Annotated in this window: 14 protein-coding genes and 1 riboswitch; of the genes, 2 read left to right on the top strand and 12 right to left on the bottom strand. The window is 74.3% G+C overall.

What is annotated here, in order from left to right:
- Positions 1 to 33: 33 nt before the first annotated feature.
- From ACFZBX_RS16590 to ACFZBX_RS16570, 5 genes are all read right to left on the bottom strand, one after another.
- Positions 34 to 873: a thioesterase family protein gene (locus ACFZBX_RS16590; RefSeq protein WP_391534449.1), complete on the bottom strand. Its 840-nt coding sequence runs from the start codon at positions 871 to 873 to the stop codon at positions 34 to 36.
- Between the two features lie 164 nt (positions 874 to 1,037).
- Positions 1,038 to 1,475: a transcription antitermination factor NusB gene (nusB, locus tag ACFZBX_RS16585; protein ID WP_391534448.1), complete on the bottom strand. Its 438-nt coding sequence runs from the start codon at positions 1,473 to 1,475 to the stop codon at positions 1,038 to 1,040.
- Between the two features lie 4 nt (positions 1,476 to 1,479).
- The gene (gene efp, locus ACFZBX_RS16580; protein WP_391534447.1) at positions 1,480 to 2,040 is read right to left on the bottom strand and encodes an elongation factor P; all 561 of its coding nucleotides are present in this window, start codon (positions 2,038 to 2,040) and stop codon (positions 1,480 to 1,482) included.
- A gap of 65 nt (positions 2,041 to 2,105) precedes the next feature.
- Positions 2,106 to 3,212, bottom strand: a complete 1,107-nt coding sequence (locus ACFZBX_RS16575; RefSeq protein ID WP_391534446.1) for a M24 family metallopeptidase — start codon at positions 3,210 to 3,212, stop codon at positions 2,106 to 2,108.
- Between the two features lie 80 nt (positions 3,213 to 3,292).
- The gene (locus ACFZBX_RS16570; RefSeq protein WP_391534445.1) at positions 3,293 to 4,414 is read right to left on the bottom strand and encodes a HoxN/HupN/NixA family nickel/cobalt transporter; all 1,122 of its coding nucleotides are present in this window, start codon (positions 4,412 to 4,414) and stop codon (positions 3,293 to 3,295) included.
- 29 nt (positions 4,415 to 4,443) lie between these two features.
- Positions 4,444 to 4,637, bottom strand: a riboswitch (cobalamin riboswitch).
- Between the two features lie 82 nt (positions 4,638 to 4,719).
- Between ACFZBX_RS16570 and ACFZBX_RS16565 the strand changes: the two genes are divergently transcribed.
- Positions 4,720 to 5,094 (top strand): ArsR/SmtB family transcription factor, encoded by a 375-nt coding sequence (locus tag ACFZBX_RS16565; protein WP_391534444.1) that lies wholly within the window; start codon positions 4,720 to 4,722, stop codon positions 5,092 to 5,094.
- A 52-nt stretch (positions 5,095 to 5,146) separates the two neighbouring features.
- A complete protein-coding gene (locus ACFZBX_RS16560; protein ID WP_391534443.1) occupies positions 5,147 to 6,832 on the top strand; it encodes a hypothetical protein in 1,686 nt (561 codons plus the stop codon).
- Between the two features lie 5 nt (positions 6,833 to 6,837).
- On the opposite strand, the gene ACFZBX_RS16555 is transcribed toward ACFZBX_RS16560, so the two are convergent.
- The 7 genes from ACFZBX_RS16555 to aroC all read right to left on the bottom strand — a co-directional run bounded on the left by ACFZBX_RS16555 (position 6,838) and on the right by aroC (position 12,228).
- Positions 6,838 to 7,005 (bottom strand): hypothetical protein, encoded by a 168-nt coding sequence (locus ACFZBX_RS16555; RefSeq protein WP_391534442.1) that lies wholly within the window; start codon positions 7,003 to 7,005, stop codon positions 6,838 to 6,840.
- Between the two features lie 64 nt (positions 7,006 to 7,069).
- Positions 7,070 to 7,900 carry an Fpg/Nei family DNA glycosylase gene (locus tag ACFZBX_RS16550; protein ID WP_391534441.1) on the bottom strand — a complete coding sequence of 277 codons (831 nt, stop codon included), beginning with the start codon at positions 7,898 to 7,900 and terminating at the stop codon, positions 7,070 to 7,072.
- Between the two features lie 92 nt (positions 7,901 to 7,992).
- Complete coding sequence (locus tag ACFZBX_RS16545; RefSeq protein WP_391534440.1) at positions 7,993 to 8,883, bottom strand: AAA family ATPase; 891 nt, start codon at positions 8,881 to 8,883, stop codon at positions 7,993 to 7,995.
- A 124-nt stretch (positions 8,884 to 9,007) separates the two neighbouring features.
- On the bottom strand, positions 9,008 to 9,436 hold the full coding sequence (gene aroQ, locus ACFZBX_RS16540) for a type II 3-dehydroquinate dehydratase (RefSeq protein WP_380764119.1): 429 nt from the start codon (positions 9,434 to 9,436) through the stop codon (positions 9,008 to 9,010).
- Positions 9,437 to 9,444: 8 nt separating this feature from the next.
- On the bottom strand, positions 9,445 to 10,533 hold the full coding sequence (gene aroB, locus ACFZBX_RS16535) for a 3-dehydroquinate synthase (protein WP_391534439.1): 1,089 nt from the start codon (positions 10,531 to 10,533) through the stop codon (positions 9,445 to 9,447).
- A complete protein-coding gene (locus tag ACFZBX_RS16530) occupies positions 10,526 to 11,047 on the bottom strand; it encodes a shikimate kinase (protein ID WP_391534438.1) in 522 nt (173 codons plus the stop codon). Before ACFZBX_RS16530 ends, aroB begins: the two co-directional genes overlap by 8 nt.
- Positions 11,044 to 12,228, bottom strand: a complete 1,185-nt coding sequence (gene aroC, locus ACFZBX_RS16525; RefSeq protein ID WP_391534437.1) for a chorismate synthase — start codon at positions 12,226 to 12,228, stop codon at positions 11,044 to 11,046. Before aroC ends, ACFZBX_RS16530 begins: the two co-directional genes overlap by 4 nt.
- Positions 12,229 to 12,401: the final 173 nt, after the last annotated feature.

Genomic DNA, 12,401 nt, shown 5'->3' with positions numbered 1-12,401 from the left:
TCACTCGCCGTACACGCCCGCTCACGCCGCCCTCTAGTGTGGAACGCGGGCCAGTTGGCGGGCCTGGGCGACCAGGCGGCCGGTCTCGTCCCAGACCTCGGCGTCCTCCTCGAAGTACCCGCCGGCCAGGTTCCGGGTGGCGTGGACCAGCCGGAGCCAGCCCGGCGCGGGCTTGGCCCGCAAGTGGACGGTCAGCTCGACGGTCGGCGCCCAGCCCGGCATCCCGAGGTCGAAGGTGACCGGCGGCAGCGCGTCGGCGGCGAGCAGGAGCAGCAGCGGGTCGGGCCGGCGGCCGTCGGCGAGCCGGAACCAGCCCTGGATCCGGCCGGTGCCCGAGGGCTGCCCGAGCGCCCAGCCGACGGTGGCCGGGTCGAGCCGCATGTCGAAGCGCTCCAACAGGGCGGCCTGGGTGAGCAGTTCCTTGGGCGCGTGCTCGACGCCGATGCACTGGTCCGGCGGCGGCAGCTGCGGCGGGACCGCGCTGGTGCGCACCTCGCCGTCGAGGGCGGCGAGGTCGCCGTGGGTGGCGACCACCCGCAGCCGCTCCACGCCGTCCTGGCTGAGCGCGGCGGTGCCGGTGGACAGCCCGCGGCCGGTGCGGATCACCTCGGTGCGCACGGTGGCCGGGCCGGGGGTGGCGGAGGAGAGGTAGTAGCCGCTGATCGAGACCGGGTCGGCGTGGCCGGCGCCCCCGGGGCGGGCGGTGTGCGCGAGCGAGAGCGCGTGGCCGGCCACGGCCAGCAGCAGTCCGCCGTTGACGCCGCCGCCGATCTGCCAGCCGTCGCCGAGTTCGCCGTCGTAGCGGCCGGGCTCGTCCGGGTGCGGGGTGAGCGCGATGCCCTGGTCGAACTCGCTGCGGATCGCCGTGGTCATGGGGGTGGCCTGCCCTTCGCTGCGGGGGTCGCCGGCGGGCACGGGGCCGCCGGCACGCCGGGTTACTGGCGAGTAGAGGCCACCATACGCCGACCGGGTGAACGCGCACGACGGCCGCCGGACCGTTTCCGGTCCGGCGGCCGTTCGGCGTGCGACGCGCGGCGTCAGCGGCGGATGCCGGGCTTCAGCTCCATGAAGCGGGCCAGCAGGCCGTTGACGAACGCCGGGGAGTCGTCGGTGGAGTACTCCTTGGCGATCTCCACGGCCTCGTCCACGACGACCGCGTCGGGGACCCGGTCCTCCCAGATCAGCTCGTACGCGCCGAGCCGCAGGACGTTGCGGTCCGCGATCGGCATCCGGTCGAGCGTCCAGCCGACCGCGTACTGCGAGATCAGCTCGTCGATCCGGCGGGCGTGCTGGACGTAACCCTCGACCAGCTCCATGGTGTACTCGCCGACCTGCGGGGTGCCCTCGTCCGGCTTGGGCTCCCGGGCCCGGGCCACCCAGTCGGCGAGGACCGTCAGCGGGTCGACCCCGCGGTGGTCGGCCTCGAACAGGATCTGGAAGGCTCGCGTGCGGGCCTTGGTGCGTGCGGACGACACGGACTTACTTCACCCGGCCGAGGTAGCTGCCGTCGCGGGTGTCGACCTTGACCTTCTCGCCGGTGGTGACGAACAGCGGCACCTGGATCTCGGCGCCGGTCTCCAGCGTCGCGGGCTTGGTGCCACCGGTGGAGCGGTCGCCCTGGACGCCCGGCTCGGTCTCGGCGATCACGAGCTCGACGGCGGCCGGGAGCTCGACGTACAGCGGCTTGTTCTCGTGCTGGGCGACCAGGGCGTCGAAGCCCTCCAGCAGGTACTTGGCGGCGTCGCCGACCACGCCCGGCTCGATGGTGAGCTGGTCGAAGGTGTCCATGTCCATGAACACGTAGTTCTCGCCGTCCTTGTACGAGAACTGCATGGTGCGCTTGTCGACGTTGGCGGTCTCCACCTTCACGCCGGCGTTGAAGGTCTTGTCGACGACCTTGCCCGAGAGGACCTCCTTGAGCTTGGTGCGCACGAAGGCCGGGCCCTTGCCGGGCTTGACGTGCTGGAACTCGACGACGGACCAGAGCTTGCCGTCCAGGTTGAGGACCATGCCGTTCTTGAGATCGTTCGTGGAAGCCACGGGCGCACTTACTCCTGGATATAGCTGTCAAGGAACCAAGGGACGCGTCCTGTGGCACACCTGCGTCACAGGGCGAGGAGCTCCTTGGTGGTGATGGTGAGCAGCTCGGGCCCGCCCTCATCCAGGGGGCGCACGACGAGCGTGTCCTCGATCCGGACCCCGCCCCGCCCCGGGAGGTGGACCCCCGGGCCGACGGTGACCGGTACGCGGCTGTCCAGTTTACCCATGTCCGTGGGACCGAGGCGCGGGGCCTCCCGGATCTCCAGCCCGATGCCGTGGCCGACCGGGTGCGGCGAGCTCTCGGTGTGACCGGCGGCCCGGAGGATGTCCCGCGCGGCCTGGTCGGGCACGCACTGTTCGACCCCCGGCCCGAGCGCCTCCCGCCCGGCCCGCTGGGCGCGGAAGACCAGCCGGTGCAGCTCCACCTGCCAGGGCGCGGGGGCCGCCCCGATCACGAAGGTCCGGGCGGTGGAGACCCCGTAGCCGCGGTAGCGCGCGCCGAGCACCACGGTCAGGAAGTCGCCCTCCTCCACCCGCCGGTCGGTGGGCTGGTGCGCCTGCTGGCCGGAGTGGCTGCCGGTGCCGACCGACACCGGGAAGGCCGCCCGGTCCGCGCCGTGGTCGATCATCCGGCGCTCCAGCTCCATCGCCAGGTGCCGTTCGGTGCGGCCGACCAGGATCGACTCCAGCAGTTCGCCGAGCGCCTGGTCGGCGATCTCGGCGGCGATCCGCAGGTCGGCGATCTCGTGCTCGTCCTTGACCACCCGCAGCCGCTCGACCGCCTGGCCGACGTCCGCCAGCCGCACCCCCTCGGCCAGCCCGGCCACCGCCCGGTGCCGGGTGACCGTCAGGTCGTGCTCCTCCACCGCGAGCCCGGCCGCCCCCAGCCGCGCCACGGCGGAGGCGGCGGCCAGCGCGGTGTCCGTCCCGGCCGCCACCGGCAGCCGGGTGACGTCGGGGGCGATCAGGTGCTCCCCGGTGTCGTCCGGCGGCAGGTCGTCCGGCAGCGCCAGCACTGCCCGGTCCCGGGTCAGCAGCAGCGTCGCCCCGCACGGCGGACACCCGGTGAGGTACCGCACGTTCGCCGCCCGGGTGATCAGCGCCGCGTCGGCCCCGGACGCACCGCAGTGCTCCCGCAACCGCTCCCGGCGGCCCGCGTACGCATCAGCCATGCGTCGAGCCTACGAACCCGCCCCCCGATCCGCCCGCCGAACGCCCCCACCCGGGCCGCCGCACCGGCCCGGGTCGGCCGCTACCGGGCGCCGCCGGTGGGCCCGGGGGTCCACTTCTTCTCCACGCCGGCCAGGCGCCAGTAGGCGATGGCGGCGGCCCAGACGACCACGAAGAGGCCGACGATCGCGTAGCCGACGTTGTCCAGGGAGATCTCGGCGATCCAGCCGGTCACCGGGTCGGTGAGGTCGAGCTTCTCATGGAGGACGCCGACCAGTTCGATGGTGCCGATGATGAAGGCGACCGCGATGGACAGGCCGGTGATGGTCAGGTTGTAGTACACCTTGCGGACCGGGTTGGAGAACGCCCACTGGTAGGCGAAGTTCATGAAGGTGCCGTCCAGGGTGTCGAACAGGCTCATGCCGGCCGCGAACAGCAGCGGCAGGCAGACGATCGCGTACCAGGGCAGGCCGGAGGCGGCGCCGGAGCCCGCCATCACCATCAGGGTGACCTCGGTCGCGGTGTCGAAGCCCAGGCCCAGCACCATGCCGACCGGGAACATCTGGCCGGGCCGGGTGATCGAGCGGGTGACCCGGTTCAGGACGCGGGCCAGCAGGCCGCGGGAGTTCAGGTGCTCCTCCAGTTCGGCCTCGTCGAACCGGCCGGCCCGCATCGAGCGGAACACCCGGAGGATGCCGAACAGCGCGGCCAGGTTGAGCGCGCCGATCAGGTAGAGGAAGACACCGGAGGCCGAGGTGCCGACCACGCCCAGCCACTGGTGGGTGGTGGACTCGTCGTCCATCAGGGTGTTGGCCAACTGGGCGCCGCCCGCCACCAGGGCGGCCATCAGCACCACCATCGAGGAGTGGCCGAGGGCGAACCAGAAGCCCACCGAGACGGGGCGCTTGCCGTCCGCCATCAGCTTGCGCGTGGTGTTGTCGATCACCGCGATGTGGTCGGCGTCGAAGGCGTGCCGCATGCCGAGGGTGTAGGCGGTGATGCCCAGGCCCACCCCGAAGACCTGGGTGCCCACCGCGTACTCCTCCGGCGCGACCAGGAAGATCAGCGTGCCGAACGCCACCACGTGCATGGCGAGGATCACGGCCATCAGCCCGGCGGTGCGGACGGTGTCCTCACGGCGCCAGCGGAAGGCGGGCAGGGGGGCGGGCGGCGCCGCGGCGGCGGCGGTTTCGGGCAGGGTCATGCGGATCACGCTCCAGCACCTCGTGGAATGACTTCGTGAGATGCCGCGGCCGGTCTCCTGGCTGACGGGGCTCCCGTACCCGCCTTCCCAAGCGCGCGAGGCGCCCAGTGGCGTCGTGGGTACGGACACTCTCCCCCGATCACAGTGGCGAGGGCCGCTCCGGACTGGGACCCCTGAGGGTCCGTCACCGGTCTTCCCGAGCACCACGGCGGGGAACACCGTAGGGGCCCGGGGCGACCCATGCAAGGCTGCGCACCTACGCAGGTGTTCAGGATCACAACCTCCCGCCTGCCAGAATGGGGCGTATGCATCTCGTACCGGCCGACCGCGCGGGCCACCGCACCATCGACGGCCACCGGGTCTGCGAGGCCATCGCCGCGATCGGGGACACCTCCCACGTCCGCACCTGGGCCGACCGGTTCGCCCTACTCGCCGATCCCGGCAGGCTCGCCCTCCTGCTCGCCCTGCACCGCACCGGCCCGCTCGCCGTCACCGACCTCGCCGTCGCCACCGGCATGCGCGACCCCGCCGTCTCACAGGCCCTGCGCCTGCTCCGGACAGCCGGAGTGGTGGCCGGCGAGAAGGAGGGGCGCGTGGTGCGCTACCGGCTCGTGGACGCCACCCTGCGCCCCCTGCTCGACCAGTGCGCCGGTGACGCGCCCGCCGTGGCAGCCGGCTGACCCCCCGTCCGAACACCGCGCCCGCCCGGGACCCGTTCAGTACGATCATGGTGTGCTGAACCGCCGCCGGCTCCGGACCCGGCCCGACGACGACCGCTGGAACACCCGGCCCGTCCGGGCCCGCGTCCTCGCGGTGGCCCGCACCCTCACCTCCGCCACCCGGGTCCTGGACGTCCTCACCCTGCTGCGCGAGCAGGACGGCATAGGCATCGCCGTCACCATCAACCCCGGCTCCGCGTTCGCCGCCGGACTCGACGACTACCTCCGCGCCCAGCCCGGCCTCACCGTGCTGCCCTGGCGCGACGCCGTCCGCCGGCCGTTCGACCTCGCCGTCGCCTGCGCCGTCCACGCCTCGATGCACCGACTGCGCGCACCCCTGGTCGTCCTGCCGCACGGCGCCGGCTACAACCGCCTGGTCCCCGAGTCCACCGGCGACACGGTGACCGCCGCCGGCCTCTCCCGGCGCGAACTCACCCACCGCGGACGGGTCTTCCCCGCCGTCATCGGCCTCTCCCACCGCGAACAGTTCGAACGCCTGCGGGCCGCCTGCCCCGAGGCGCTGCCCCGCGCCCGCGAGGTCGGCGACCCCTGCTTCGACCGGATGCTCGCCGGCCTCGCCGCCCGCGACGGCTACCGGGCCGCCCTCGGCGCCGTCGACGGCCGCCGCCTCGTCGTGGTCAACTCCACCTGGAGCGAGCACTCGTTACTCGGCCGCCACCCCGGCCTGCCGCTGCGGCTGGTCGGACAACTGCCCGCCGACGAGTACACCGTCGCCGTCGTGCTGCACCCCAACGTCTGGGCCCGGCACGACCCGCGCGCCCTGCTCGCCGCCGCCGAACGCTCCGGCCTGCGGCTGGTCCCGCCGCACCAGGGCTGGCAGGCCGCCCTGATCGCCGCCGACTGCGTGATCGGCGACCACGGCTCGGTCACCTTCTACGGCGCCGCCCTCGAACGCCGCACCCTGCTGGTCGCCACCGGCGCCGCCGAACTCGACCCCCGCTCCCCCAGCTACGCCTTCGGCCAGGCCGCCCCGGCCCTCGACCCCGACGGCGACCTGCTCGCCCAGCTCGAACAGGCGATGGCCGGCCAGGACCCGGCCGCCCTGCGCCCGGTCACCGACCGCTCGCTCGGCCGGCGCGGCGAGTCCGCCCGGGTGCTGCGCGACCTCCTGCTCTCCTACCTGCCCGGCATCGAGGAACCGCCCGGCGACCCCCAGCCCCTGCCCTACCCCCGGCCCGTCCCGCTCGCCGCCGAACGGCCCACCGCCTACGACGTCGTCGCCACCGGGGAGGGCGCCGACGTCCACCTGCGCCGCTACCCCGTCGGCCCCGGCCACCACGCCCCGCGCGGGTTCCACGCGGTCGCCGCCGACGAGCCCCGCCTCGCCCTGCGGCACACCGCCGAGGTCCTGGCCCGCACCGAGACCGACGCCGAGCAGCCCGCCGAGCGCTGGCTCGCCGCCACCGCCGCCGAACTCCCCGGCCTCGCCGTCGCCGTGGCCGCCCTCGGCCCGGCCCGCCACCTGCTGCGGCTCCCCACCGGCCTGCTGCTGGAGGCGCACGCCGACCGCCCCTGGGGCGCCCCCGCGCCCCGCCTCGACCCGCTCCTGCTCGGCTCCGCCGTCGCCCACTGGCTGACCACCCCCGGCGCCCGGGCGGCCGACCTCACCCGGCACCCCCTCACCCTGCACACCGGCCCCCACCGCATCACGGCCGCCTTCACCGCCCGGCCGGACTGACCCGCTCAGTGCCCCCGCAACTCCCGCAGCCGGGAACGGTTGCGGTCGGCCGGCGCCGCGACCCCCAGCTCCTCCGCCGGCCGGGCGAACTCGTCCTCCCGGTTGACGAAGGCCCGGCGCGGCCCGCGGATCTGGCGCGGCACCAGGGCGGGCGTCCGGTGGATCTCCGTCATCCGCGTGCTCCCTCCGAACCGGCCGAGTGCCGGGCCCCAGCCTACGGCCGGAACTGATCCCGGATCACCTCGCGGCGTGCGGCGGTTGACAGGCCGGGCACCAGAAGAGGTTGCGGGAGGCGTGCTCCTCGGTGCGGATGTCGGTGGTGCAGATCAGGCAGGGCAGGCCGGCGCGGCGGTAGACGTACACCTCGCCGCCGTGGTCGTCGACGCGCGGCGGGCGGTTCATCGCCTCGGGGGTGTGCTCGGGGCGGACGGTGTCGATCCGGCCGGCGCCGACGCCCTCGCGCATCAGGGCGACCAGGTCCGCCCAGATCGCGTCCCACTCGGCGCGGCGCAGCGAGCGGCCGGGCAGCTGCGGGTCGATGCCGTGCCGGAACAGCACCTCGGCGCGGTAGACGTTGCCGACGCCCGCCAGCACCTTCTGGTCCATCAGCAGGGCGGCGATCGTCGTACGGCTGCCGGCTATCCGCCGCCAGGCGGCGTCCGGGTCGGCGTCGGCGCGCAGCGGGTCCGGGCCGAGGCGGGCGGCGACGGCGGCCTTCTCGGCGTCGGTGATCAGCGCGCAGGTGTTGGGACCGCGCAGGTCGGCGTAGTGCTCGTCGTTCTCCAGGCGCAGCCGGACCAGGCCGACCGGCTCGGGCACCGGTCCGTCGCCGGGTTCGCCGAAGGTGAAGCCGCCGTACAGGCCGAGGTGGACGTGCACCCAGACGTCCTCGCCGAAGCCGAGGAAGAGGTGCTTGCCGGTGGCCTCGGCCGCGATCAGCTCCTTCCCGTCGATCAGCTTGGCGCCGTCCGCGAAGCGGCCCTGCGGGCTGCTGGCACGGACCGGCCGGCCGCCGAAGGCGCGGTGGTTCTCGGCGGCGAGGCGGTGGATGATGTGGCCTTCCGGCACGGGCGCGGCTCCCCCGGTGGTTCGTTCAGGACCCGTCCATCATCGCAGCCGGCACTGACACTCCGGCCCGGCCGGCGGGGCGCCCGGGGGCCTCAGCGCACCGGGACGCCCATCAGCCGGGCCAGGATCACCCGGTCGAGTTCGGCGGCGGTGGCGGCCACGTCGAGGTGGGAGTTGTCGATGATCGGCAGCCCGGAGTTGTACCAGCCGGCCATCCGGCCGTGGATCCGGGCCACCTCCTCGTCACCGAGCCTCCGGTTGCCGCCGCGCCGGGCGTTGCGCCCGAGCACCGAGTCCAGGCTGGGCAGCAGCACCACCGGGATCATGCCGGGGCCGATGTGCCGCTTCCAGCCGCCGAGGCCGATGGCGGGGCGGTCGGGGAAGACGGCGTCGTCGATGATGCAGGAGATGCCGTTGGCGAGGTAGTTGCGGCAGGCGAAGCCACAGGTGCGGCGGGCCAGCCGGTACTGCGCCTCGGAGGCGTTGTTCCAGCCGGACTGCGGGTTGGCGAAGCCGGACTGCACCCATTCGCGGACGTCGTCGAGGCTGATGTGCGCGGTCGGGGTGGGGCGCCGCTCGGCCCAGAAGCGGGCGACGGTGGTCTTGCCGGCGCCGGCCGGGCCGATCAGCAGCACCGCGATCGGGCCGGCGGCGTGCTGCTGCGGCGGGCGGGCGGGCAGCTGGACGGGCGCGCCGGACGGCAGCAGGAAGTGGCCGGTGGACCCGGCGGGCACCGGCGCCACCGGGGCGGGCGCGGGGGCTGCGGGAGCCGGAGCGGGAGCGGCGGGCGGGCCCGGCGGGACGGCCGGCACCGGCACGGTCGGCGGCCCGGACGACGCGCCCGGAGCGGGCACGGCGGCAGCAGGCGCAACAGGACCGGCGGGCGCGGCAGGAGCCGGCGCGGACGCCGGGTACGCCGGTACCGGCGGAGCGACGGGACGCGGGGGAACGGGCCCTCCCCCGGTGTACTGCGTCACGGCCACCTCCCGACTTCCTTCAGCGGGACACTACACGCCGGTGCGGCGGTGGACACAGTCCGCCGCCGCACCCTCGCTGGTCACCGCCCACCGGCCACCGCCCCGGCGCCGCCCGGGCGCCGACGAGCCGTCAGCCCGCGGCGAGCCGGTCGGCCAGCGCGCGCAGTGCCAGCTCGTACGAGCCGATCCCGAACCCGGCGATCGTTCCGGAGGCCACCGCGGAGATCACCGAGGTGTGCCGGAAGGTCTCCCGGGCGTACGGGTTGGAGATGTGCACCTCGATCAGCGGCGCGGTGCGCTGCGAGGCGGCGTCCCGCATCGCGTACGAGTAGTGGGTGAACGCGCCCGGGTTGATCACCACCGGCACCCTGCCGTCGGCGGCCTCGTGCAGCCACTCCACCATTGTCTGCTCGGAGTTGGTCTCGTGCACCTCGACCTCGAAGCCCAGCTCCTTGCCCAGCGCGGTGCAGCGCTCGACCAGCCCGGCGTACGAGGTGGAGCCGTAGACGTCGGGCTCGCGGCTGCCGAGGCGGCCCAGGTTGGGGCCGTTGAGCACCATCACCCGGGTCACGAGGACACCTCCGCGTAGGCGGCCACCAGCAGGGACGGGTCGGGGCCCTCCAGCACGGAGGTCTTGCCGAGGCCGTCCAGGACGATGAAGCGGATGAGGTCGCCGCGCGACTTCTTGTCGATCTTCATGGCGTCCAGCAGCTTGGGCCAGGCGTCCGCGCGGTAGCTGAGCGGCAGGCCGACCGAGGCCAGCACGGTGCGGTGGCGGTCGGCGGTCGCGTCGTCCAACCGCCCGGCGAGGCGGCCGAGTTCGGCGGCGAACACCATGCCGATCGAGATCGCCGCGCCGTGCCGCCACTTGTAGCGCTCGTTGCGCTCGATGGCGTGGCCGAGGGTGTGGCCGTAGTTGAGGATCTCTCGCCGCCCGGATTCCTTGAGGTCTCCGGAGACGACGTCGGCCTTGACCTGGATGGCCCGCCGGATCAGCTCGACGGTGTGCGGCCCGGCCGGGGTCTTGGCGCCCTCCGGGTCGGCCTCGACCAGGTCCAGGATCGCCGGGTCGGCGATGAAACCGCACTTGATGACCTCGGCGAGGCCGGAGACGTAGTCGTGCCGGGGCACGGTCTCCAGGGTCGCGAGGTCGGCCAGCACGCCCACCGGCGGGTGGAAGGCGCCGACCATGTTCTTGCCCTCGGCGATGTTGATGCCGGTCTTGCCGCCGACCGCCGCGTCGACCATGCCGAGCAGCGTGGTGGGCATGGAGATCCAGCGGACCCCGCGCAGCCAGGTGGCGGCGACGAAGCCGGCCAGGTCGGTGGTGGCCCCGCCGCCGAGGCCGACGACCACGTCGGTGCGGGTGAACCCGGTCTGCCCGAGCACCGACCAGCAGTACGCGGCGACCTCGGCGCTCTTCGCCTCCTCGGCGTTGGGCACCTGGAGGGCGATCGCCTCGTAGCCCTCGCCGGCCAGGTCCTCGCGGATCGCGTCGGCGGTGGCCGACAGCGCCTCCGGGTGGATGATCGCCACCCGCCGGGCCCTGGTCCCGATCAGCGGCGCCAGCTCGCCGAGCAGCCGGTGCCCGATCAGCACGTCGTACGGGTCGTGGCCGGCGCTGCCGCCGACGTGAATCCTGACGATGTCAGTCATGGGGGGTCTTCAGCTCCAGTGCTTCCAGTACGGCGTCCGCGACCTGCTCGGGGGTGCGGCCGGCGGTGTCGACGGCGGCGGTGGCCACCTCCAGGTAGAGGGGGCGGCGGGCCTCCATCAGCTCGCGCCAGCGGGCCCGCGGATTGACCGCGAGCAGCGGGCGGGGGGCGTCCAGGCCGACCCGCTTGACCGCGTCGGCGAGCGGCACCTCCAGGAACACCACCGGCAGGCCGCGCAGCAGCTCACGGGTGGGCTCGGCCATCACCGCGCCGCCGCCGAGCGCCAGCACACCGCCGTGGGTCCCGGCGGCGGCGCGCACGGCGGCCGCCTCCAGGGCCCGGAAGTGCGGCTCGCCCTCGTCGACGAAGATGTCCGGGATCGGCTTGCCGGCCTGCTCCTCGATGTCCGCGTCGGTGTCGCGGAAGCCGACGCCGAGGCGCTCGGCGAGGACCCGCCCGACGGTGGACTTGCCACTGCCGGGCGGGCCGACCAGCACGACGACCGGAGTCGTCATCGGACGATCAGGTGGTCGAGGTAGTTCCGCACGTTGCGCCGGGTCTCCGACACGTGGTCGCCGCCGAACTTCTCGTTGACCGCGTCGGCCAGCACCAGGGCGACCATCGCCTCGGCGACGATGCCGGCCGCCGGCACCGCGCAGACGTCGGAGCGCTGGTGGTGGGCCTTGGCCGGCTCGCCGGTGCGCACGTCCAGGGTGCGCAGCGCGCGCGGGACGGTCGCGATCGGCTTCATCGCGGCGCGCACCCGCAGCAGCTCGCCGGTGGACAGGCCGCCCTCGGTGCCGCCGGAGCGGCCGGAGGCGCGCTTGGCGCCCTCGGGGGTGGGCACGATCTCGTCGTGCGCCTGCGAGCCGGGGACACGGGCCAGCTCGAAGCCGTCGCCGACCTCGACGCCCTTGATCGCCTGGATGCCCATCAGCGCGGCGGCGAGGCGGGCGTCCAGCCGGCGGTCCCAGTGGACGTGCGAGCCGAGGCCGACCGGGACGCCGTAGGCGAGCACCTCGACGACGCCGCCGAGGGTGTCGCCGTCCTTGTGGGCCTGGTCGATCTCGGCGACCATCGCCTTCGAGGCGTCGGCGTCCAGGCAGCGCACCGGGTCGGCGTCCAGCTTCGCCTCGTCGGAGGGCAGCGGCAGCACGCCGGCCGGGGCCTTGGCGGCGGCCAGCTCGACCACGTGGCTGACGATCTCGATGCCGCAGGTCTCCTTGAGGTAGGAGCGGGCGACGGCGCCGAGCGCGACGCGGGCGGCGGTCTCCCGGGCGCTGGCGCGCTCCAGGATCGGGCGGGCCTCCTCGATCGAGTACTTCTGCATGCCGGCCAGGTCGGCATGGCCGGGGCGCGGGCGGGTCAGCGCCTCGTTGCGGGCGAGACCGGCGAGCACCTCGGGGTCGACCGGGTCGGCCGACATGACCTGCTCCCACTTCGGCCACTCGGTGTTGCCGACCATGACGGCGACCGGGCTGCCCATGCTGAGGCCGTGCCGGACGCCGCCGAGGAAGGTGACCTCGTCCTGCTCGAACTTCATCCGTGCGCCGCGACCATAGCCGAGCCGGCGACGCGCCAGCGCGTCGGCCACCACGGCGGTGGTGACCGGTACACCGGCGGGCAGGCCCTCCAGCGTCGCGACGAGTGCGGGGCCGTGCGACTCCCCCGCCGTCAGCCAGCGCAACGTACCCAACGGAGCTCCTTCATCAGCGGACCGGTGCAGCGCTGCCGCCGCCCGTCCGGACGTGCCTTCTCCCCGAATCCTTTCATGCCGGACCGGTCGATCGGCCGCGGAGTCCGATCACCGGACAGCATTCGGCCGACCGGCGGACGGTCGTGTCCGGCCGGCACGGCGCCCGGGCACTC

This window comes from Kitasatospora sp. NPDC008115 (assembly GCF_042957205.1).
In the GTDB taxonomy this organism is placed as follows: Bacteria; Actinomycetota; Actinomycetes; order Streptomycetales; family Streptomycetaceae; genus Kitasatospora.
Note: the sequence above shows the minus strand (reverse complement) of the source record. Positions and strands in the feature narration are given on the sequence as shown.

What these genes read in the sequence shown, in the direction of transcription:
- ACFZBX_RS16565 (WP_391534444.1), top strand. Translation starts at nt 4,720, where the DNA reads ATGCATCTCGTACCGGCCGACCGCGCGGGCCACCGCACCATCGACGGC.
- ACFZBX_RS16570 (WP_391534445.1), bottom strand. Translation starts at nt 4,414, where the DNA reads ATGACCCTGCCCGAAACCGCCGCCGCCGCGGCGCCGCCCGCCCCCCTG.
- aroB (WP_391534439.1), bottom strand. Translation starts at nt 10,533, where the DNA reads ATGACTGACATCGTCAGGATTCACGTCGGCGGCAGCGCCGGCCACGAC.
- aroQ (WP_380764119.1), bottom strand. Translation starts at nt 9,436, where the DNA reads ATGGTGCTCAACGGCCCCAACCTGGGCCGCCTCGGCAGCCGCGAGCCC.
- ACFZBX_RS16575 (WP_391534446.1), bottom strand. Translation starts at nt 3,212, where the DNA reads ATGGCTGATGCGTACGCGGGCCGCCGGGAGCGGTTGCGGGAGCACTGC.
- ACFZBX_RS16530 (WP_391534438.1), bottom strand. Translation starts at nt 11,047, where the DNA reads ATGACGACTCCGGTCGTCGTGCTGGTCGGCCCGCCCGGCAGTGGCAAG.
- ACFZBX_RS16590 (WP_391534449.1), bottom strand. Translation starts at nt 873, where the DNA reads ATGACCACGGCGATCCGCAGCGAGTTCGACCAGGGCATCGCGCTCACC.
- ACFZBX_RS16555 (WP_391534442.1), bottom strand. Translation starts at nt 7,005, where the DNA reads ATGACGGAGATCCACCGGACGCCCGCCCTGGTGCCGCGCCAGATCCGC.